This is a genomic window from Pseudoalteromonas rubra (genome assembly GCF_000238295.3).
GTDB lineage: Bacteria > Pseudomonadota > Gammaproteobacteria > Enterobacterales > Alteromonadaceae > Pseudoalteromonas > Pseudoalteromonas rubra.
In genome coordinates, this window is sequence record NZ_AHCD03000035.1 from 520,804 (window position 1) to 543,983 (window position 23,180).

Sequence of the window (23,180 nt, forward strand, 5' to 3'; positions counted from 1 at the left end):
TTAGTCGAGCAACTGGATCTTGAAAATCTTATTATTGCGACCCTCACCAATGTAGGAGACCTTGACGCAGCGCCCTTCTCTCACGACACCATCTTCAAACTGCCGGTTCGCAAAAAACAGCGGACTGGTCGCAGCATCGCTGTAGCTAAACGTCACGTTTTTTAAACTAAAAGACTCCCCCCTGCTTTTGGCATCAATCACCCGGAGGTTTTCAATGCATCCTTCTAAGACAGTAAAACTGCCCTCCTCTACGATATCTCTGTAACCTGCAACTTCACGATAAGCTGTTAACTGAACCCAAAATAGCAAAAGCCCGAATAAGCAGCATGACCCAAGCAGCCTTCTGTTAGAGATACGCAGTAACTCACTAAAGATATTCAAAAAGAAAGGGACTTTGTATAGTAAGACTAAAACAAGAATATAAGGAAACAGCCAAACAAAGACGTCGGCACTTGTATCAAAATGACTTTCAAAATAAGTATGCAAGTTTGCCTCAACTACACAATTTAGGGCTAATTTATCAACAAGCCTTTTATCCAGCTGTGGCCACTTTGGTATTGGACCATAGTCAGAGCTGGTAAGACAGATTGCCTCAAGCACAAACGACTGTGCTTATCAAAAACGAAATTAAACTCAACCACCTCATTAGCCCGATTAATGGCTGTCAGCAGAAAAGTGGACACGTTGCCACAATAAAGCATAATACCGATAAAAACGCCCAGTAACACAGGCATATTGCCCATATCAAAAGACTCACAAAATAAGTTTACCACTTGGCGTTTTTAGTGATGACTTCACATACTAATGTGGACCAGGTACCCTGAACTCTCTGCAGCATGCTATTTGCTTTCCTGGTCGACTATTGAGTACCAGCCTTTCGATGCTGTTTAAACAGGGAGTCTGTCAGCCCCTTTTCCGAGTTTACTTTCCTGAGGCGCATTTGAATGGATGTCCATGAAATCTTCGCATGACATCTTCGAGATTTGCACTTAAAGATATAGAGCTACATTGCTTCCTTTAACCTGTCTATTTTCTTTTCTAGTCGTTTATCTGAAAGCTCCAACCTGTTTTCCGACATTGAACTCTCCAGCTTTTTAAGTACAGATCTTTGATACTCTGTCAGTTCACGTACACCAATATAACGAAAAACCGTTAGCGCTTCGTGAGCGATCCTGACGTCAATCAGGGCCTGTGAACGTGCAGCGCCGTCCGATATGATTGAGTCTCTTAACTTCAGCAACAACTCTAGCTTTTCAGCAGATAAGACATCTAAATGCTCGAAAAACTCTTTTTTCAATAGAACTTCATATTCCAGAGCTATCGATTTTTCTTCTGGCGACAGAGCATTTTGATATGCTTTAGACGGGGTAATTGGCTTACCGGCAATACAAAAAAAGCTCATCCCCCCCAAAAAGACCATAAGACACTTCATGTTACATCGCCTTTATAAGAAAATTAGAAAACAGTAATATAAAAAGAAAGTTAAGAGCAACAAGCACATCTTTTCTACTCATTAATCATCTAAAGAAACACCACAACCCTGGGCTCCCCCACCAAAGTTATTACTATCAGGCTTAACCTCATCGTCCTGACTTTTATAAAAAGCCCACAAACCAATGGCGGCCACGACTGGGATCAACCAAATGATTATTATTTGCGCGGCTTTTTGAAACCTTTCCAGGTCATGTCTTCTGCCAATAAAGACTGATACCAACACGTTCAGTGTTAAAACTGACAGCGATAAAAGCATACCCGTAATTCATTTCCATAGCTCGTTCCTTAGACATTTTAAAAATGTATCAATGAGTGCATTAATCTCTTTATTTTGCAAAGCTCTTTTTAACAGAACACTAACCCAGGTGCTCTATATAACAAGAATTTACTATCACCTCAAGCCACTGCTATTTGGCCCAGAAGGACCGAACCAAATAGTCTATACGTGTTCTCTATCCTGGCCAGTTGAGTAGCGCGTCTAAATAGCTACTGGATAAACGCAGACACCCCGGCTATACGAGTCAAAGTGAAGTTTTAAGGCCCCTATTCACAAGTTAAAGTGCTTCTGGACTGTCGATAAAAATCCCCGTTATATCCAGCACCTTTTCCCTGGTTCCAGAACAAATATAAAATATCATTCAGTTGTAATCACCTTTTCCATTACCGTGATGGGTAAGTGAATTTTGCTGTCCGTATACCAATTCAGTTGCAACTTTTCTTTTGCATCAGCAATCGTTTCGTCACTGACGTTCATGCCTGTTCCCATATTAACCTGTGCCTGCTCGTTCTTATTCACATCCAGAACCAACGCTATTCTGCTACCTTTGGTCAATTTTCGGGCACTCATACGTGTATTAACCAAAGGGATTTTAGTTTTTTGATACGGCACTAATAACTGACGCTTTGAACTGTCGCGTGCGAAACTAGCTCTGCTACGGTAGTGGGATAGATGAAATGCGCGGCCATCTGACTGTATCTGATACAGGTTAAACCCAATATCCACATCGCGCTTATTGATCGAAATAGAGAAATAGCCCGTCGGTGCGCCAGCGTATTTCATATCTTGTTCGAACGCCTCGGATATAAACACCAGCCCGGTTTCACTGGGAAGAGCTGGCTGAATAATATTCATGAAATCAATATTGTGCTGCACTTTCCTGTCAGCAAGATCGACTAGCTGAGTGTGTTTTTCCAGCACTTCTGGTGGCTGCGTTACTAACTCTTGCAACCCGGGCCGCCCTAGGTAAAAAGCGATCCCCTGCTGATTAAGTGACGCATAGCTTTTCACATGGTGCCAGCTGTTATCACCCATAAGTTGATAGTTTACCCGATCTTGCACAAGCTCAGGGGCTGGGCGGTTATTCAGCACGTGATCAAACCATTCAAAGACAACTTTTTCGGTGTTTTTGAGGCCCGCAACAGGGTCTAGTTTATAGTTCGTTACATGAGTATCAGGCACTGTCTGGGCCGTCCAATGGTCATAGGGCCCGATCAGCAAACTGTGGTCAGCATCAGGATTATACTTATAGTGCTCTGTCAGGTAGTGTATAGCCGAGATCTGCCCGCCATCAAAATAACCCGTAACAGATAAAACCGGAATGGTGATATTGGCGAAGTCTTGCCCGAAAGGCACCATAGCTTTGTAGTACTCATCAAACGCGGGATGACGTAACAAAGTTTGGAACAAGGGGTTAGACCGTCCTTCTATCTTATCTATGTCCTTAAATGGCCGGCCACTTTTGAATAAAGTCTGATTTACTCTGTGCCAGTGAGCGCCATCCGCATATTCTCTGTTATCCATAGTTTTGTTATTTGTTACATGGAATGCCCACTGATAATTGGCCGTTAGAAAGACATTGTTTTCCATCGGCAGCCCCAATGCAGGATGCGCTGCGGCATAAGGAGCAATGGCTTTAAGTGCCTTATGATGATATTTAGCCGCAGCCCATTGGGTAAACCCGTTATAACTGCCACCATACATGACTACCCGACCATCGCTCCAGGCTTGTTTACTTATCCAGTCGATGAGACGATGTGCATCACGCCCTTCATGCTCCCAGGGCTCAATTTTACTGGTACTTAAACGCTTACCTCGTGAATTTGCGACTATGCCGACATACCCGTGCATAGCAGCATAAATCGCAGTGCGGATATGCCGTTTTTCGTTCGCATAAATTGTGTACTGAAATGCTGCTGGTAATGCTTTAGAGGTGTTTTTAGGGCGTACCACTGTCACAGTATGCTCAATTCCTTCTGCCGTTGTCACAAGTAACGCAGGTTCAATAATATACTCCTTTTGCCATCGGGCATTTATCAGCGGCTGTGCAGCCGAAAATACCAGCTGACTAACCTGGTAGTCCGCGATGTCAGCAGCAAGTTTGATAAGCTCCTGCTCAGAGAGCAACGTCTTTTCTTTCACCTTCATCAACATGTGTAAAAGCTGCTTTTGTGCCCTGCTATTTGATGCACTTAGAACCTGATCAAATTGATATAACGCCTTGTTGTCGAAAGAAGCCAGCGTTGCGCTAATAATGGCCATCAGCGCCTCATTCAATGCCTGCCCAGATTGCGCCTTTGCCTCATGATATAGTTGAAAATGGACCAGGTTAGTCTGTGCTTTCTGAGCTCTAAACAGCTTAGCCAGGCCCAGTGTATCACCGGTGACAAAGCTGAGCTTTAACTGCTCTTCAGCAGACAAGGAGGCCATCGTTTTTTCAGGCAATAAGTTGACCAGTTTTAACAGTGTTGCTATTACCTTGTCGGGATCTGAGAGCAATATCTCATTAGGCTCACCCGATGGCTTCACGCTTTTGAGTATTTCCGGTGTTGGATATAGAGTACGCTCCGCCGCATATGACACAGTAGCTATGCCCAATACAGCTAAAACTGTCGTAAGAACAATTACTTTCGCAGCTAATTTCGATAAAATGTGCATTCCTGATTTCCTATTTAATAAATCACAGGCAGTGTATTTTTGACGGGCAATAAAGTAGTGATGAACGTGAAACTTTTTATGACTTTTACTGCCTGTAAATTTTTAACAGAAATATCAATAGCTTAAAAACAATAATGAGAAAGCATGCGCTGGCAGATTGAACAATTTACCTATTGCGACCAAACCCTGACTTTATCCATGGAAGAACAAAAAACCTCACTTGAGCCTATGGTGTCTGAGGTACTACGTTTCTTTTGCCAAAACCCCCACACACTTATTTCCAGAGACGATCTGATCGAACATGTGTGGCAAGGGAGAATAGTAACTGACAACGCCGTCAATCGTGTGATCACTAAGCTCAGAAAGGCGCTGAATGACGATCCCCGCAGCCCTGCATTCATTGTTACCTATCCAAAAAAAGGCTATCAGTTTATTGCCAGTATCAGCGCCATTACGAGCAACCTGCAATCCAGTAGTGACGCAACGAAAGTATCGAGTAAGGAAAAAGAGACGCGCATTAAGCTTACCTACGTGATACTAATTTTAACGACAGCTATATGCATTCTGGGTGCTGCTTATTTCCTACACCAGTCTATGCATACTGCTGACCCAAAGAGTCTAAACGAGGTGAGCGCACTAACCCGGGAACCCGGACTGGAGCTATACCCCCAGCTTTCTCCCAATGAGCAGTATTTACTGTTTACTGAAGCTTACGACGGCAGCATTGCGTTAAAACTCAAATCATTCTTAAAAGGCGAGGTGTTAAACCTGGATCATGGACCGGATTCATGGGAAGGGCCTGCGGATTGGCGAAAAGATGGTAAAGCGCTGGTCTATCTTGCGACGACAGCAAACAGCTGTCGGTACTATTTAAGAACATTTGATGCGGGAAAATTAGGCCAACCGCAGCTTATCCATAATTGCCCAACCGGTAGCTATGGCAAAATTATCTTTACCCACGATCATGATCTGCTGATATACAGCGAAGCTGCTTACCGGGGTGGTCCTTTTAGTTTATTCAGCTTAAGGCTCTCTAACGGAGAAAAAACGCGGCTGGCGCAACCCCTCCCCACGCCAGGTGGCAATAGTCAGTTTGATCTGCACCCGACCCGGAACTTACTGCTTATTTCAACTCCGAATGCCCAACTCTGGCCAGCTCTGTCTGTACTCGATATAACACATAACCAGTTGTCCCACTTATTCACACTCGATCAACATGCGTGCTGTGCAATCTGGAACCATGCAGGAGACAGAGTCATTACAGTCAGCGACTACCCCGCTCACCAACTTGTCAGCTACGATTTAAACGGGCAATCCCCGACTGTGATTTATACAGGCACCCACTCTATTTCTACTCCTACACGCCACCCGAATGGGCAAGACTACCTGTTCAGTGCAGGTAGTCGTGATCAGAATATCCTTTATTTATCTGCAGATGGCAGTGAGCAAACAGCACTTGGGGTAACGTCCGTCGATGAGCGTTTAGCGCGTTTTTCCGGAGATGGCCAAAAGGTAGCCTATATAAGCCTGGCCTCCGGGCTCGAACAAATATGGATTTACGATCTGGCAGAAAAAATGGCAAGTATGCGCTCAAAATTCGACAACGCCAAACATATTATTGACTTAAAATGGTCTCTTGATAACCGCTTTATCTTCGCTCTAGCCCATAATGAGCTTCTCCAGATAGACACCCAAACGGGTCTAAGCAAAACACTGAAAGTGCCGTATGGACAGATTGCCGCGCTTTCAGTTAAAGACAACGACAGTATTGCCTTCAGCATAAAAAGCGCGGATAAGTGGCAAGTGCACTACTACAACGTTCGCACAGATGAACTGCAAAGCGCCCAACATAAATGGCAATTTGTATCGTTCGCTAAAACCCCTGAAGATACAGTGTGGCAGGATAATAATGGTGACTATTTCACTGGCCTGACTCACATACCGGTAACCTCAGACACCATTAAGCAAGTTCCGTTGATTGTTCAGTACCGCTTCAACTTACGTAAGCAGGCAAATACCTGGCTATGGCAACAAGCAGCAGCACGCCGCTATCCGTTATATCAGTATGATGAGCAACAACAAACCAAACGCCTCATCGCGACATCAGATAGTAGCGACTTTGACTGGTACAATAATAAAATCCTTATCAATACCCTCAACTATGAAAACTTTGATATTTACAGTTCAAAAAATGTAGAGCACAAGTAGAAAGTAATACCAATTTGCTTAATTAAGTGATCTATTTTGAGGCGAGAAAATAGGGTCGATAACAAGGAAAAAATTTTGCTATTTAGTTGTTCTAAATGAGAAATTTTTAACGCTGTTAGCGCCCTATTTGCTCCTTCAAATAGACCAGGTATTAAGTGAAATTGGTATAAAAACATCCAACAGGAACGAACTTAGCTTAAGACTTATATGACACTACACCGTGCCAACTCTATTTACTGTCAATCATTCTTTCATAGAGTGTTACAGAACCCTTGATAATTCTTGGCAGCATTATCCGCCATACGTTTGATTCTAAAACTAACGTGTATACCATGGCCTCATGGTGGGGATGAGTAATATCTCTGACAACCACGTATGCGCTGGCACTTCCCTCCCGGACAGTGCCCAGTATATTCTGAGGCTGATAGCTTCCAAAGCTCTTATCTCGTGCATCCCAGGCAAGGAGAGACCAAAGTTCAAAGACTCCACTTTTTCCAAGCGCCTTAACCTCGCTCTGTGACAATGCTTCAAGATCGTAAATACCCAAAAACTCAGGATTTCGCAATAGCGGGACCGAAACTTGAAACAGCCAGTTTAATTCTGTGTCAGAGATATACTTACTGGCCTCAATGTAGTCCTTTACTTTCATTTGGGAAAGGAAATTCGCAACCACGATTTCTGGTTCGTCGATCTCATTACTCACTGCATTGAAACTCATACACAACCAAATCAATAAAACATATCTCAACACTTGCTAAACTCCTTTCTATGTAAGAGGATTACAACTACTTATCACGTACTAACCTATTATTCCGTAGTACTAGCTTTACTTTAGTATATTTATCAAAAGCCCTGGCTGAGCCCATTTCTGATAATGACAGTAAAAAGTAATCTAGCGCACTATCGTCATCTATGTCTGCGTATCCAGAGAAAACACCTGCATTGCTGACTTCGCTGTCATGAATGACAATTAATACATGCCGATGCTCTGATGGTGGACTATTTCCACCCATGTAAGCTTTATAGAAAAACTCTGTATCACTGACTTTAATTACATTAGATACGTCGTTAATAAAGCGCTCATTAGCGATGAAGCTTTTTCTACCTGTTCCAATGTGTACGGCAAAAACATCATAGACAGGGAAAGGAAATAACTCATCGTCGTCACTTTTCTTGGCGCATAAATAAAAAGATTCGTTTGAGTAGATTTTCTCACATTCGCTCGCCTTCGCACTGAGGCTTAAAAATAGTGTAGAGAGCGCAATAACCAGGCACTTCATAAAGTCATGTTATCCTTAAAACTGTTTAGCAGCTTGCGGGCATCATGCTCGCCAGTCAACTTTTCACATTCCAATTTAACCAGTTTTTAGGCGTATTGTTCCGCTACTTCATTGATGTAAGTTTGGAGACCTTCAATGCTGTCGAAAATCCTGCTTGATGGAAATTGCTCAGGTTGAGCGTCTATTTTTCCGTTCCAGGTTAAGTGAACACAGGCAAACCTACCATTATTTAGTTGAACGATCACATCATCATTTGCCCCGGATTTAGCAATTACTGCTAAATCACATTGCCACAATGGATGTTCAGGTCCAATTTCACACGCAAGTTCTCTTTGTATAGCAACCTTAGTGGCACATTCCTCTAGCAGCCACCAGGGATCAATCCAGTTAATTTTTTCTTTCATCGCTCTTCTATCTGGCACATGGCATAATACTAATCAATAAAGGCTTTTTAAATATTGGCACTAGGGGCCAACAAAAATAATATTTAACACCTCTATGAGTGATGCCTCAAAAATATATTATTTTGGGCTGTTCATTTAAAAACAGTACCAAGTCTTTAACCGTCTCAACCTTGTCGTAATACGCATTGGCTTCGGCATTTTCTTTACTGATCCCCAGTCTGTGGGCAGCTTCACAGTAAATATCACCTAAATCATCTGTGTCCATACGATACACCCCATCAAAAGTGTCATCCGCCTGAACAGGAAATGGAGCACCATTATACTCGCCAGCCCACTCTTGCACTAGATTATAAACCTCACAAACTATCATTGAATCCACATTATGACAATCGAACGAACGGGCATATGCATATATATTGGGTTTGCCACGCATCAGTGCAATTTTCTTCAGGCGCATATGCTCAATAGCTGACAAAATCACTATAAAAGCTGCGACTCCAAGCAGTACATATATATAGTTCATGTGATTTAAGTGCGACACTTAACAAAGTTATCGACACGGTATTTCCCTATTATAGCTAACTTATTGTTAAAGCATAAGACGAGCAACCTATTTAAGGACAGATTTAGCTGAACATCCCAATATGATTCTCTTGACTCGTCAATTTTCCACCCCAAAGCTACTCACTCATACCTCCGCCGACCATACTTTATCAATGCCAAAGATAAGGGCATCAACTGGCAAACCTAAGCAAAGTCAGTGGACTTACTCTAGCAATGAACCTCGGTATTACACGAAAGGCAAAACCGTGGTTTAAACCAAGCTATTCAATTTAACCGTTTCTGGTGAAAGGCCGTTGAGTTGGGGTTACATGCCAAAAATTGAGGTCGACCGTTGTTTTCGGTCACCATACCATTGAGCCAATTTTAATACCCAGTAAATCTTGAGCATTGCCCCAGTGGTTGCACGTTTCACTCGCAGCCAGATCTACTGACTTCTCACCTGTCGCGTACGCTGTCATTGCTATACTTACCATCTCATTAAAATTTGGCATACTATCATCGATTGCGAAACGTCGCGTTGTGGCGCATGGAGACATACCAGATTTATCACCGTCTACATTAACGAACAAGATACTATTTGAGCCACTGGAGTAAACACCAGCACCAATGATTGTTCTTTCTCTAAAATAATCTGTAGCATGTACACTACCCATTGTTGTCATACTGAGTATTAAAAAAAATGCTTTTACTCTTTTCATAAGAACCCCTTATAATTTCTGGAAAACACATCACGCCTACATTTTTAGGTTATTTATCATACAATCGTTTATTGCATTAAGCTACTGTCGAACGCCTTGAAAGACTCACCCGCAAATGAGCTGATTTCAGTTAACTTTCCGTGTCTGCCTTTCTAATGTGAAAGCTATTATCTCAAACCGTAGTCCGTATCAGCGTTTCGTTCTACTTAACTTTTATTAGGGTCGACTGAAACATTAAGCGACTTCTCCGTATTCAAATGAAGCATATTGACCCTCCCAGAAAAAACCTTAGATTTCAATTAGTTAAATGTCGAAATTAGTTGATTGCATTGTGTAACAGTTGACTGAGAACCATCAAGATGAAATATATAATCCTATAGACTTGTTACATTAGGAAGATTATCAACAGGGCGACTTTCTAAAAAACACAAAGTTATTCAGGCTATAACTTGATCACTCCTTTGTCTTGCTCTTGGCCACATCGCTTTGCGCGGTTTTTTAGAACAGGTATGATAATATCTTAGACAAGATTATCGCGTTCAGCCCTTGATTATAAATTAAAGTGGATCTTGTAGAGTATTAGCGAGAAAAACAACATTAGCATACCAAAAATCAAATCATTTCCTAAATATTTTAACTGGTTCAATCATGCATAACCAGAAGACGAGCACAGGAAGTTCTCATCGAAAGAATAGCGTACCAATTATTAGCGCAATCAATACAAACTTTGACGAATTCAATTGTTGCTTTGTGAGCATATCTACAGCCTCTCTCTGGATATATATGCTTTTCATCTTACTTAAATTAAAATACACCCCAAATACCCAATAAAGGACCGAGGCAACAATTTTTCCCAAAAAGGGAAAGCTGCACACTCCAAAAAATTAAATAAGATATAACTTTTCATTACCAAAAAACTTGGTTATTGTACAAACAGGCTCTGGACATATTGCTGAGCAAAAGTCAGCTCTAGCATAGTGGTTAGGGTTCATTTTATAAATTAAAAATAAACAATCTAAAATAAGGAAATATAAAATGAAAGTACAACTAAAAAAGAAAAAGCTAAAAACACTTAATGAAGGCAATCAGCTTGCTAACCAAGCAACACCACAAGTTGCAGGTGGTGCAGAGATCTCTGTCTACCCACAATGCAACCCATCAAACCCAGTTATTTGCTGGACAAATGGTGGCTGGCACGGCTGTGTGACTAAATAATACTAGCTGTCTATAACACAGGTTAAAGCCCAGCCTACTGCGCTTGCGGGAGAAATTCAGACGTTCCTTCCAAGCGCAGCTTTGGTATAATTTCCCCATTTCATAGAAAATTAGATGGCATTGAATAAATGTTCAATGCTTAGCATTGGTAGATTTGACAAATGATGCAAGTGGAATCCAATGTGAGTCAAAGTGCTCAATTATCTAGACAGAGCGTATGCAAATACCATATTTGTATTCTACTACTGGCCCAACCCTACTTTGCAATAATTGACTGGCAGAAGTATGTATTATTCAAGCCATGGAGTGAAATCACATTAGCGGTCTGATAATTGAATTATCTCAGTCAATATATCCTGAACTCAACGCAGTATCTAGCATTCCATAATTCTTCAGCTGTCTTTTCACTGGTTACCCGTGTTCCTCACTCATCACCAGCGTTACCATTTTTGCCAATGAACTCTATTGAGAAGCCCTTACCGTCTTCACCAGAGACAAACACTGAAATATTCTTGTCTTTATTCAATTGATACCTAATTTTGTTGGGAAAATCATGCCTTGAATTTTCGAATACCGCGGAATCAGCATCGCAACGTGTTAATTTGAAAGCTGTTGGTAATGTATTACTGGCAACTTTGGCCAAATAAAAAACCTCTCCCGACATTTCAACCAGTCGAAGCGATTCGGCGCTCACAACTTTGTTTTTAACAATTGAATACGTTTGACCATAGCCCTCAAATGTTTTCTCACTGATACGACTCCATGATTCACTGAATTTCAATTTGCTGTTTTCAGAGTGCCAATTGCCTGTCAGCCAATTTAATGCATTCAACGTATTACATGCCTTCTCCTGGGCCGTACATTGAAAAGCCAAACAAAATAACACCAAACTCATCACTTTCGACATGCTAATCAACTCCATTGATAACTAGATTTACAAACGCAGTACACCTAGATTTGTGTTTAACAAAACTGCCTACCTTTTGCAAAGCACGGTTCACCGCAGCCAGAACAAAGTGTAACTGTACTCTTATCAGACTTACTTTATGTTTGTTTAACAACACACAAAAATCTAGCCATTGCGATGCTAAATTTGCCTTACCGTTGTCATTAGCAACTTAGCAGTCAAAGCTGTATTTATTGGAAGCTGCTATGTTGTGGTTAAACAACTCTCAGATTGCAGGAGCCACAAAGCAAAGGAAGTGACAGCAATTCTTTTGCTCAGCTCACCATTACCAACCTATCGCACTAAACATTTCGCTCAGTAAACACCACTTTAAAGCTCGCACCACCCTGCTCATTTTTACAGGTAACGCTGAGTTTGGCGTTGTGAAAATCAACCACTTCTTTGACGATAGACAGGCCCAGTCCGCTGCCAGTCAGGGTAGATTGCTCTTGTCGCCAGAAGCGCTCAAACAGACGATCGTAGTACTGTGATTGGATCCCAGGACCGTTGTCACTGACTTCCAGCTCAGTAGTGGTCACTCTTACCTGAATTTTGGCGTTATCCTGCGAGTGTTTCAGGGCGTTTTCGACCAGGTTTTTGATCATAATGTGGACGGCGGCTTTATCAGCGAGGATCTGATCTGTGTCAGGGTCTGCATCGAGGCTTAATTCTTTATCAAACTGCAGTGCCAATGGGGCAAGCATCATACACACTTCCTGCGCCAGTGCCGACAAACTCACCGGTACTTTGTTATACACTACAAAGTTTTGCGCACGAGACAGATCCAGTAGCTGCTGCACCACCCGGGTCATGTACGCGACATCGTTGACGATTTCTTCGCGGATCTGGGGCGCAATATCAGCCAGCTGAACCCGGGTGTTTAACACAGCCAGTGGCGTTTTAAGTTCGTGAGCCGCGTTTGCCACGAACCGCTTTTGCTCATCAAAGCCGGCTTCTACCCGCTCCATTGCCTGGTTTAGTGAATTCACTATGGGTTGAATTTCATAAGGCAGGCCCTCATTGCTAAGTCTGAAGCTCAGTTGCTCTGGTTTGATCTGCTTTAACTGGCCTGCCACGGTTTTTACCGGTTGCACCACTGAGCGCACAGACAAATACCCGACCAGCATAAACACCCCAAATGCGGCAAAAATGGTAATAGCAGTCACCCGGTTTAGTGCCGGAATCACAGCTTCGTTCGCCAGTTCGGTGATCAGATCATTGCGTGCCATATCCAGCAGCAGTGCCTGGCCATTCAGAGTGAGTTCGGTGCGAAAACGATCGACACCCGCCAGATGGGAATATCCAACCGGAATGCTCGAAGTCAGTGCCTCAAGCGCAGCCGAGCCTTGCTCATTGCTCACAGACTGAAGCAACACCTCGTTATTCGCAGCACGGATAACACGAAACGCAAAGTTATTATACAGGGCATCATAGCCCCATTTTTCAATCACGCTATCGGGGGCATATATCAGCTGCTGCTGTTCAAAACGCAGTGCGTCTGCGACATCTTCGCTCATCCCCTTCATACTGACTTCCAACGCCAGGTTGGCATAATTCATCGAAAACAAATGTAAAATCACACCAATGCCGGTAAATACGACAGAGCCAATTAGTATAAAGTGCAGGTAAATCTTGCGCGCAAGCGAATTTTTAATGATCTTCATGCCAGTATGTATCCTATGCCGCGAAGCGTTTTAATGGTCACGCCAGCTTCTGTGCCATCGAGCTTTTTGCGTATTCGGTGAACCGCGACTTGCAAAGCATTGTCAGTTACTTCGAACCCCATCGCATAAATGGCATCGTATAGAGCATCCTTGCCAACTGTCAGCCCGACATGACGCAACAGATACTCTAAAATGGCCACTTCGGTTTTACCCATAGACAGGTTTTCACCACTCACTGTCACTCTGCGAGATTTAGGGTCAAGAGCGAGATTGCCATGAGACAACAAAGTGCCTGTATACTGGCTCGGTCGACGCAGCAAAGCACGCATACGCGCCAGTAATTCGCCAATGTCGAAGGGCTTGTTAATATAGTCATCTGCGCCCAAATCCAGCCCGGCAATGCGGTCATCTACACTGCCACGCGCTGTTAAGATCAAGACAGGCACCGGGTTTTCAGCTCCACGTAGTGCTGCAATCACATCCAGTCCATCTTTGTCAGGCAGACCCAGATCCAGAATAATGGCGTCGTAGTGCCACAGGGCCATTTGATCATGTAATGCACCAGCACTGGTGGCAATATCGGCAGCATAGCCTTCCTTAGTCATGGCCTGCTGGATAAAACTGGCCAGTTGCAGGTTATCCTCAGTGATCAAAATGCGCATACTAGGTTCTCCATTGTCTGACTTTGTAGTGCTTTTACTCGTTATTCCGTACATATATTAACCAGGCGTGGCACATCTGCCGATGAGTGCTGACTACATTTGGGTAACAGCAATTGCAGCAATACCGGGATGACCACCAGCACCAATATTGTAGAGGTCACCAGCCCACCAATAACGGCCCATGCCAGCGGTGGCCATAACGGGCTGCTGGCTGACGTTAGCGGCAGCATGCCCACTATGGTTGTAACTGTAGTGACTATAACAGGGCGCACTCTATTTTGTACCGATAACATGATGGCTGCCTGAGTATTCTGACCGCCTTGTACGTAAAGCAAAGTACCGTCGATCAACAAGATAGCATTATTTACCACGATCCCTGCTAATGCCAGAATACCCAATACTGACATAAACCCGAACGGAACCTGTGCCAGACTCAGCATGGCAGGTGCACCTATAACGGCAAATGGAATACTCAGCATCACCAGTAAGGTTAAACGCAGTGAGTTAAACTGGAGTATCAGGGCTATAAAAAGTAGCAATGCACCAACCGGCAGCGTTTTCACCAGCGCATTATTGGCCTCACCAGACTCAGCCATTTCGCCGCCAAACTCCAGTTTAAGGCCATAGCGCTGTGCAATGGCTGTTAGTGCTGGTGTCAGCTCAGTGAGTAGTTCAGTCTCATCCACACCGGGCGCCACTTCACTGATCAGTTTAACCACGGGCACACCGTTTCTGCGTTCCAGAAGCGCCGGCTGACCAAGCACCTGAATATCTGCCAGCGCATGCACTGGTACGGGTTTGTCTATCAAAGACGTAAGTACACCAGTATTCATCATGTCCATGCTGTCATGGCTGGAATTCGGGTCGTACAATACCACCGCTGTTGGCTCATCATTAAAACTCACTTGCGTCATCGTCAACCCTGCACTGCGCCAGGCCAGATAGTCGTTGAGCTGGCTTTCCGTCAGACCAAACTGACTAAGGCGTTGCGGATCAAACGTCATCGTCAGCTGTGGGACGGGGACTGCGTAGTCTTTCCCCGGCGCTTCGAAGCGCGCATCTGCTTTGAGCATGGCAAAGACCTCTTCACCGGCACGGCGAAGTACATCGTAATCTTCACCACTTAGCCACATCACCACAGTACTTTCTAATGGCGGTCCCTGACCCAGTTCACGGGCACGCAACACGGCCTCTGGATACGCTTTTTGCAAGCTGGTGTTAAGCTGTTCAACCAGCTGAGCCATATCTGTATTGGCTTGTGCAGTCAGCACCACACGGCCAATATGACTTTCATCCGGCTTTTGCGCCAAATTGTAGTAAAACCTCGGACCAGAAAAGCCATTGAACACTAAGGTACGCTGGACGTCAGCTCGGGCGCTAATGTCCTCAGCAATCTGGTTCAATATGCTGGCTGTATGTAGTTTATGACTGCCCATCGGCAGCTCTACATCCACAATGGCCTGGTTACGGTTGGTTTTTGGAAAAAACTCGCCATCAGCTTGTGGCAATGACATTAATCCGGCGCATAAACCAAAAGCCGCAACCAAAGTCAGCGCTTTATGTTGCAACGTAAACTGCGATAAAGCCAATGCCCCCCGCTCTAAGTGCTGTTGCAACTGCTGCTGCCAGCGTGACGCCCCCAGTGTGCGAGCAGGCAAATAACGGTTAAGTAAAGGCACTAATGTCAATGCAATCGCGTAGCTGGCAACAATACACAAAATAACCATCACCGGAATACTGGCAATAAAATCTGCCACACTGCCCTTGGCCATGAGCATAGGTAAAAATGCCGCTATCGTTGTCACGGTGGCCGCGCATAAAGGACGCCATAGCTCATGGATACTTTGGATGGCGCTGTGCAAAGGAGCGGTACCAGACGATATATGGCGATTAAAACGTTCAGCAACCACAATACAATTATCAACCATCAGGCCAAGGGACAAAATAAGTCCTGCAATCGTCATCTGGTGTAACACCCCATCCATTGCACTGAATGCCGCGATGGCAGATAGCGTGATAGCCACCACTGCAATACACACGCTGGCAGCCCCACTTGCGGACAGGAAAATAAACAAAATGGCGGCAATGGCGATCAGGCTAATCATTAAAGATTGCATCAGGGCATCTTTACGCTTTTTGGCCCACTTAGGCTGGAATAACTCAATGCTCACGGCCTCTGCGCCATGGGTCTGATTAAACCGCTCAACCAGCTGGGTGATCTGCTCTCCTGCCTGAGCAATGCGGATCCGGTTAGGTACCAGAGTTACCGCCACGCCCAGTTGCTGCTGACCGTCAACCCAGAAAGACTCTCGGGCTTTGGGGTCGGTACGATAGTGGACATCTGCCAATGTGGATAGGGGTAACTGCTGATCTTGAGCCGTTGCGATCAGGGTATTTTTCAATTCATCGGTAGAGTCTAGTTGAGCAACAGGAGATAAGATCAGGTTAGCTCGGTCGTCGGTGATGCTGGCCACCGAATCTGTATTATTAGCAGCTGCTATACGCTGTGCAATCTGCAAGGGGGTAATACCCGATTGCTGCATAGTCTGCTGTGAAAAAGCCACCGCTATCTGTTGCCCCGGATCGCCCACCAGCTGTGCATTACGTACCGTACTAAGTGCCAATAGCTGGTCGCGCAGCGCGATGGCAAGTTGGCGCTCCTGTAACAAATCTCCCCGACTGCGCACTGACAAAAAAATCCCCTGGGTGTCCTGCACGCGATCCATAATGGTCATCGACAACGTCGGGTTACTCTGGCGTATTGGCGCAATACTTTCTTTGATCCGTTGCCAGACCTGATCTGTGTTGTACACGGTTTCTTTTAACTCAATATCCAACGACGCAGCGCCATGTTTTACCTGAGCACTGTAGGCCTGAATCTCATCTATTTGTGCTAACACGCGCTCCAGCGGGCGAATGTAACGCTGCGCCAAAGACTCGGCTTCGAGACCACTGGCATTGAGCACAATCAGGCCATTGCGATATGGAAAGGTGGGGTCTTCCTGCTCAGGGGCACTAAACCAGCCTCCCACACCAGCAAGGCACACAATACACATCAAACCCAGGATCAGGCGTGGGTTGACAAACCAGGGCGTTTTATTCACAACTTACTCCTTATAAAGCGAGGGGGTTTGCAGCGTCCGACTATCTGCAAATACCAATGCCGGTGATTCAAGCGCTTCTGTACTCGTTACCAATATATGATTGGCTCGCCCCGTTACGACCTGCACGTACTGGCGTCGTTCAGGGCTCGATTGCAGCACGACATAAGACTGACCTGTTTCGTCATAATGCAGGACCCCACCAGGCAGCTGATATAAACGCTGATCCGAAAGCGGAATTTGTAATTGTACATTCAAGCCCATCCAGCTTTGCTCATGTGCTGCCAGTTGGACTTTCAAGAAAAAGAAAGGAGAGCGAGACCCCAGCGGCAGTACACGCTCTACAATTACCCCCGTAATTGATTCATTTAACGCAGGCACAAATACCTCTACCTGCTGTTGTGCATCGACCTTTAAGGCTACTTCTTCGGGGATTGCAAAGCGGGCATGTAACGCATCGGCCGCCTGAAAGTTCATTACCGTTTGCCCAGCCTCGGCGTACTCTTTTTTACGTACCAGCAGATCGCTTACCACCCCATCAAATGGTGCGCTGATGGTCAACTCCGCAAGTTGATTGCGCGCGGCATTCACTTCGGCCTGCGCCTTATTTATCTGCTGATAGGCCATATCCAGGTCACGACGCAGCTTGTCCAGCTGAGACTGAGTTTGCAGGTTACGTTTTACCAAAGCCTCAGCGCGCTCGAATTCGGCTCGGGAATTGGTAAACGCTGCATTTGCCCGCTGGAGCTCAGCCCGAGCCTGATCCAGTAGCGCATAAGCCACGGGATCGTAAAGCTCCATCAAGGCTGTGCCCTGAGTCACAAACTGCCCGGCACGCACCCAGAGCTTTTCTACCCGACCCGATTTCAATGCAGCCAGCTGAGTGTCTTCTGCGCCTTCAATCTGGCCATAAAATACTTTCTTTGGTACGTCTATAACCCGCTCAGGCAGCACAGTGGCTAACTGACTGTTAGCTGGCTGATTAGGATCAGCCTCTACATAAGCGTCACGCTGCTGATCCTGACAGCCAAGCAGAGCTATCAGACTCAGCAGAACAAGAGGTTTAGAAGACATATACATACCCCAGCAATAGTTGCGCAGCACCAGATTTTTCTAGCAATGGAGAGTCTTCGATCTCGCTGCCGTATGCGGTATAGCTCAGGTCAGCCTTAATCATATGGTTTTTGCCAAAAAACCAATCACTGGAGACACCCACCTCAACATTCATGGTTGCTTCGCCCACATAAGCCATGCGTCCGGCGCGTTGCTCGTTGGGTAGAACACCATAGTAATAGTCAACCAGATCTTCACTCAGATAACTGGCAGACACATAGGGCATGATGCGGCCATCCCCTACATTAAATGGTACGCCATAACTTACACTAGCCTCATACCCTTTATGGGTGCTGGTCACATCGTGCATAAAAGAAAAGCCAAACTCGCCAAACTCAGTGTCCAGCTCCCCTTCAAACCCAAAGTCGAAACTCATGTCCCTGTCTTCCATTCCCAGGAAAATGTCACCATCGGCTTCTTCGTAACCATCCAGCCGTAACTGACCCACAACCGAAAACTCTATATTTTCTTGCTGCCAGATTTTATAACTGCCACGTGGTCCTAATAATGAAAAATTGCCAGACTGAATGGCCAAAGCTGGCACCAGAATGGTCTCATTGCCAATATCTGTATAGCCCTGATCCTGAGAGACAATTGCTGCGCCAACCCCCCATTGGGTGCCTTGGTCCTGATCGTCAGCCAGAGTAGAAAAGCTCATAAATGCCAGAGAAACCAAAGAAAATGTTTTGTTCATTACCGTGCTCCGTTAGTCAAACTTACTGTATCGGACAACTCATTTGTCCGGGGTTAAGTAAAACTTAAGGGAACAAACTTTCTTGAAACTTACAGTCCGGTAATTTTTTGGAAATTATGATTTGAGATAAACGATACACAGATCGATATGGCGCTATCACATTAATAGTTATGAGACTGTGTCGACACCTGGGCATGTTAATGCAGCAGTGGTATGAGAGAGCTGAAGAGACTTACTAACTTGTTTAAGATACAGGCTGATAACGAACTAACAGCCTGCCAATCAGCCACAAACACCAGCAGCTTATTCATTAGGTTTTGGCAGCACACTTTTAATGTGAGCTGGGAAGTGAAAAGCTCAACCTTATTCGTCACCGCCTTCAAACCTGACGTACCTTGCCTGAAAGCGGTTTCTCACTAATTGAATGAATTATTGTGTAGCAGTACGTTTGGCGTATTGCCGTATGCCTGGAAGCCTGTGAGCAAGGAGTTTACTGTTTTATTGCGGCTAATTACGGCATCCGTCCCTGCATTCACAATAATCCCCTTATAAAAGCCGTCGAATGTATTGTTATCGAGTAAAAACCCATTCGAGATCGAAAATTCAATGCCGGCGTATAAAGATGACCCTTCCAGGCTGATCACTGTGTTGTTCCGGAACGTTGCATTTGTAACGGCGCCAATGTCATTACGATGGATCAGTGTTCGTACTCCATTAAACCTATTTCCTTCTATCAAGTGATCGCCATTTACAGTTGAACCCAACGTGGTATTCATGCCAAAGCTGATCCCACGTTGAAACTGAGTGATCTCATTATCTTTTATGATAGCTTGGTGCGCATTGACGACATGGATTGCACGATATTCTGGATCATTGCCAATATTGGTAATCTTATTCCCGGTAAAAGTGATTTTTCGACCGGCTATGGTTACGGGCACTTTTGGGTGGTTTGCAGGATCAGAGTGGACTTTAATGGGATCATCGAGTTGGCCCATGTTATAATGAAAATCAACAACATTGTTGGTGATGAAAACATCAGACAGCAGGTCATCTTGCGCGTACAGGTATATATCCTGAAGCCAGTTTCTCGCAATATAATTATCTTTGATCAAAATGTTGGCATTGCGACTTAGCTCACAGTTGTCCTGGCTCACGCACGATGCATAAATACGTATCCCATACTCTGAGTTACCAATAAACTCATTACCGGCAACCAGGCTGTTCCCACCCCAGATTGTCAAACCTCGGCCTTTAAAGTGGTTATCAAGCCCATTAAAATTAAACTGGGAGTTAAGCCATTGGTTGTTTTTACCTAACTTATCCTGTCCTCCATAATAGGCATTGTTGTTTAACTTGGCATTCTTAACAACAGAGTTGACAACATTATTAAACTCAATACCAATGCCGCCAGTGTGCTGCACTGTGACCCCATCTATCTCGATGTTATGACCATGTTCAAATAAAAAGCCTCCACCATTGGCCGCAGCACCCGAGCTTTCTGCATCAGATGCATCAAAGATCCCACCAATAATGCGAATATGCATTGAGTTTTTTTCCAGCAACATATATGAATAATGCTTAAACTTTAATTTGGTGTCAGCTTCCAGCCGTAACGTTGAGTTATTGGGCACAGGTAAAGGCTGTGGCTGACCTGACTGGGCATCGATATAGTTGTAGTCATAAACGCCCGAGGGGAAATAGAGCGTTGCTCGTGAATCAAAAATACCTTGATTTTTAAAGGACTCAGCAAGCACTCCAAGATCGGTCAGTGCCTGATTGATAGCTTGCGTATCGTCTATATTGTCATTGGGGATCGCACCATAATCTTGCAAGTTTATAGTCTGACCATATGTTGAAGCAGTAAAGCACAAGCCGGTTGCGAGTACATAGTTAAGCAATTGCATGATTATCCTTGTCACTGTTTATTGAACAAACTGCATTTTAACTTTCGCATGAGTCAATGAACAAGCACTCGCAGTGCATGCTTAACACTTCAATGCTTGTTCGCACCAGTGCGCTTTATCACGGCTGAAATAAACTGTTCTGGATTATCAAGACCGATAAAAATGTACCCTACCGCGCCTTGCGGCTCAGCCAACTCAATTTTGACATTCGGGTTACCAGCGTAATTGTAACGCTTTACGCACTGGGCTCTTACCACATATTCGTCATGCGATTGTATTTTGGCGATGTTTCTTAAAGGGATAACAAACGAATGAAACAGGCCATAACGAATAACTAGCTCATTACCAACCAAAGAGACCGGCCTGCGGGACACCGCGCGATACTCTGCAACAAAGAAGACCAAGCTTGCAAAGGTAAGAAAAGTCACAATATTCGCAGCCAACGGTGACCACACAAAATGTAAAAATAGATGCATGATCGGCATTTCGAGGACAATCAAGAAAATGAACCCAAGTAAGTTACTCTTTGCGCCATCTTTTTGGTGATATGTAAAGTGCTGCTCACCACAAAAGTGCTCTGCTTTTACTCGCTTTGCAAAGAGCGCAAAAGTCCACATGCGTATTTCGAAGGTAAATAACCTCGCCAAAGTGCTGTCACCCAAATACCGATTAACTGGTGTTTCTATCGCTCTATCCGGGTCTTCGAGCTGACCGATGGCAACCTTAATTGAAAAATACACGGTGATGGCCGCCACCAGTTCGAGCAACAAAATTGCCGCTATAACAAAGTAACGGCCGCTTTCAAGGTAATGCCAAAGCAATTTGCTGTGTTCGGGAATAATATAACTCCCCACCAAAATAGCCAAACACACCAGGACAGCCGCTTTTAGCAAAGCTTGCTTATTATTCTTGACACATAAGAAGCACAAGACGGGTAGTACAAGCAACGCATCTAAAAGATATAGCCACTCAAAATTTGCATGACCATAATCATTTAGCCAGCTATCTGATTGGTAATAGACCCCCCACCAGATTGAAATACATAGCAGAAATATCACTGGGACTTTTGACTTTATCGAGTCACTCATACACCTTTCCTTTTGATGTAGTACTTAACATTAAACTTTACACAGAACACGCTGATTTTTAGCTCTGTAATATCCCATATTGTACAGACCTGCATTGCTGTGTATCAAAGGTAATTTTGAAGGCTTTATGTCACTATACTTGCGCGGTGATTTAGCTATCATCTGGCGGATGATGTGTTATTTAACAACAGAAAGTCGATGCCACTTTTTGATATCTCATAAAAGCTATCATCCCTTTACCGATTTTAACTAAGCAGGCTCCTCTAAGTGAGGGACCATTGTACTCATAGCATATAATAACCTGCCGTCGCATCGTGGCACGAGCTCCGTCACTTGCTGCTATATATTTAGATATTCCAGTTGGGCAATACCAAAAGTTCCAACCATGAAATAAGGAAATCAAAAATTAAGGGGAGACTAGCCGGGCCGCTTTCTTTGGTTCATGTCAGCATTTTTAGATAAATGAAATAGTCACGGGACATTAAATGCCATGTCATAACTCGCCAGACAAGAAGCTAGGCTAGCGCTGCTCACTGATTACTTTGGCTGGCTGCAACTTCCTCTGCCTTTCTCAATTACCATGTTCTGTGATACGGGTTAACCTGCACTACCCAAGTTAGAGCACCGCAAACTAAAAACCGCTTAACCATGGCAAACCTGCTCAAAGGTCAACCAATACGTGCTCTTGCTTTTGCCCGTTCTCCTGTGCCCGCTCTAGGCCTTTTTGATACTCTTGCGCGATCATTTCTTCTATCACTGACGCTTTCTCATTGAAGTCTTTTTCTGATAAATAGCCAGCTTCAAATAGATCCTCAAGCTCGTCCAGCTTCTCTTGCAGCTGTTTGATCTTTTCAAGATTGACACCCAGGCGCTGCATTATAATGGCTTCTTGCATCTCGCCCAAAAAGTTGTCGTTGCGGATCGTCGTCTGCAACTCTTTTCGCTGATATTGCAAACTAACCTCAGAGGGTTGAGGCTCGGGCATTTCCATAGCAAGTTCCTGGCTGAAGCCAGAGTCTGTATTTCCACTCCCCGGCAATTTACTGCCAGTGTCGACTTTGATTTCAGCAGCCAATGGGCCAGCACCGGCCGTTTTGTACATTAACATGGTAACTCCTTGATACATTTCTGATACCTATCTGTATGTATCAAAATTTGAGCCAACTGTTAGATTGTTATGTTAGGCAGGTCTGAAGCAGAGTTGAGATTG

Annotated in this window: 20 protein-coding genes; 2 read left to right on the forward strand and 18 right to left on the reverse strand. The window is 44.5% G+C overall.

Annotation, left to right across the window (positions count from 1 at the left end; genetic code table 11):
• The 4 genes from PRUB_RS13305 to PRUB_RS13320 all read right to left on the reverse strand — a co-directional run bounded on the left by PRUB_RS13305 (position 1) and on the right by PRUB_RS13320 (position 4,429).
• Entirely contained in the window at positions 1-600 is a 600-nt protein-coding gene (locus tag PRUB_RS13305) for a hypothetical protein (RefSeq protein ID WP_010386405.1), read from the reverse strand.
• Positions 601-1,003: 403 nt separating this feature from the next.
• Entirely contained in the window at positions 1,004-1,432 is a 429-nt protein-coding gene (locus tag PRUB_RS13310; RefSeq protein ID WP_010386404.1) for a hypothetical protein, read from the reverse strand.
• Between the two features lie 81 nt (positions 1,433-1,513).
• Positions 1,514-1,750: a hypothetical protein gene (locus PRUB_RS13315; RefSeq protein WP_010386402.1), complete on the reverse strand. Its 237-nt coding sequence runs from the start codon at positions 1,748-1,750 to the stop codon at positions 1,514-1,516.
• A 378-nt stretch (positions 1,751-2,128) separates the two neighbouring features.
• Positions 2,129-4,429: a CocE/NonD family hydrolase gene (locus PRUB_RS13320; RefSeq protein ID WP_010386401.1), complete on the reverse strand. Its 2,301-nt coding sequence runs from the start codon at positions 4,427-4,429 to the stop codon at positions 2,129-2,131.
• Between the two features lie 144 nt (positions 4,430-4,573).
• Here PRUB_RS13320 and PRUB_RS13325 point away from each other — a divergent pair, with 144 nt between their 5' ends.
• Positions 4,574-6,637 (forward strand): winged helix-turn-helix domain-containing protein, encoded by a 2,064-nt coding sequence (locus tag PRUB_RS13325; RefSeq protein ID WP_010386400.1) that lies wholly within the window; start codon positions 4,574-4,576, stop codon positions 6,635-6,637.
• A gap of 229 nt (positions 6,638-6,866) precedes the next feature.
• Here the strand turns inward: PRUB_RS13325 and PRUB_RS13330 are convergent, their stop codons facing one another.
• The 5 genes from PRUB_RS13330 to PRUB_RS13350 form a co-directional block, all read right to left on the reverse strand.
• Positions 6,867-7,355 carry a hypothetical protein gene (locus tag PRUB_RS13330; protein ID WP_155946314.1) on the reverse strand — a complete coding sequence of 163 codons (489 nt, stop codon included), beginning with the start codon at positions 7,353-7,355 and terminating at the stop codon, positions 6,867-6,869.
• A gap of 67 nt (positions 7,356-7,422) precedes the next feature.
• Positions 7,423-7,917 carry a hypothetical protein gene (locus PRUB_RS13335; protein ID WP_010386398.1) on the reverse strand — a complete coding sequence of 165 codons (495 nt, stop codon included), beginning with the start codon at positions 7,915-7,917 and terminating at the stop codon, positions 7,423-7,425.
• Positions 7,918-8,003: 86 nt separating this feature from the next.
• Positions 8,004-8,321, reverse strand: coding sequence for a hypothetical protein (locus PRUB_RS13340; protein ID WP_010386397.1), 318 nt, complete (start codon positions 8,319-8,321; stop codon positions 8,004-8,006).
• A 106-nt stretch (positions 8,322-8,427) separates the two neighbouring features.
• Positions 8,428-8,844, reverse strand: coding sequence for a hypothetical protein (locus PRUB_RS13345; RefSeq protein WP_010386396.1), 417 nt, complete (start codon positions 8,842-8,844; stop codon positions 8,428-8,430).
• Positions 8,845-9,226: 382 nt separating this feature from the next.
• Positions 9,227-9,583: a hypothetical protein gene (locus tag PRUB_RS13350; protein ID WP_010386395.1), complete on the reverse strand. Its 357-nt coding sequence runs from the start codon at positions 9,581-9,583 to the stop codon at positions 9,227-9,229.
• A 1,035-nt stretch (positions 9,584-10,618) separates the two neighbouring features.
• Between PRUB_RS13350 and PRUB_RS13355 the strand changes: the two genes are divergently transcribed.
• Entirely contained in the window at positions 10,619-10,798 is a 180-nt protein-coding gene (locus PRUB_RS13355; protein ID WP_040644905.1) for a hypothetical protein, read from the forward strand.
• A gap of 424 nt (positions 10,799-11,222) precedes the next feature.
• Here PRUB_RS13355 and PRUB_RS13360 read toward each other — a convergent pair whose 3' ends face one another.
• From PRUB_RS13360 to PRUB_RS13400, 9 genes are all read right to left on the reverse strand, one after another.
• Entirely contained in the window at positions 11,223-11,705 is a 483-nt protein-coding gene (locus PRUB_RS13360; protein ID WP_010386394.1) for a DUF6265 family protein, read from the reverse strand.
• A gap of 341 nt (positions 11,706-12,046) precedes the next feature.
• A complete protein-coding gene (locus PRUB_RS13365; protein WP_010386393.1) occupies positions 12,047-13,408 on the reverse strand; it encodes a sensor histidine kinase in 1,362 nt (453 codons plus the stop codon).
• Positions 13,405-14,070 (reverse strand): response regulator, encoded by a 666-nt coding sequence (locus PRUB_RS13370; protein ID WP_010386392.1) that lies wholly within the window; start codon positions 14,068-14,070, stop codon positions 13,405-13,407. The genes PRUB_RS13365 and PRUB_RS13370 overlap by 4 nt, the downstream gene beginning before the upstream one ends.
• A gap of 41 nt (positions 14,071-14,111) precedes the next feature.
• Positions 14,112-17,174, reverse strand: coding sequence for an efflux RND transporter permease subunit (locus PRUB_RS13375; protein ID WP_010386391.1), 3,063 nt, complete (start codon positions 17,172-17,174; stop codon positions 14,112-14,114).
• Between the two features lie 3 nt (positions 17,175-17,177).
• Positions 17,178-18,245 carry an efflux RND transporter periplasmic adaptor subunit gene (locus PRUB_RS13380; protein ID WP_010386388.1) on the reverse strand — a complete coding sequence of 356 codons (1,068 nt, stop codon included), beginning with the start codon at positions 18,243-18,245 and terminating at the stop codon, positions 17,178-17,180.
• The gene (locus tag PRUB_RS13385; protein WP_010386386.1) at positions 18,235-18,978 is read right to left on the reverse strand and encodes a MipA/OmpV family protein; all 744 of its coding nucleotides are present in this window, start codon (positions 18,976-18,978) and stop codon (positions 18,235-18,237) included. Before PRUB_RS13385 ends, PRUB_RS13380 begins: the two co-directional genes overlap by 11 nt.
• 416 nt (positions 18,979-19,394) lie before the next feature.
• The gene (locus tag PRUB_RS13390; protein WP_010386382.1) at positions 19,395-20,882 is read right to left on the reverse strand and encodes a right-handed parallel beta-helix repeat-containing protein; all 1,488 of its coding nucleotides are present in this window, start codon (positions 20,880-20,882) and stop codon (positions 19,395-19,397) included.
• 89 nt (positions 20,883-20,971) lie between these two features.
• Positions 20,972-21,970, reverse strand: a complete 999-nt coding sequence (locus PRUB_RS13395; RefSeq protein WP_010386381.1) for a hypothetical protein — start codon at positions 21,968-21,970, stop codon at positions 20,972-20,974.
• A gap of 661 nt (positions 21,971-22,631) precedes the next feature.
• Positions 22,632-23,078 carry a hypothetical protein gene (locus PRUB_RS13400; RefSeq protein ID WP_010386380.1) on the reverse strand — a complete coding sequence of 149 codons (447 nt, stop codon included), beginning with the start codon at positions 23,076-23,078 and terminating at the stop codon, positions 22,632-22,634.
• Between the last annotated feature and the right edge of the window lie 102 nt (positions 23,079-23,180).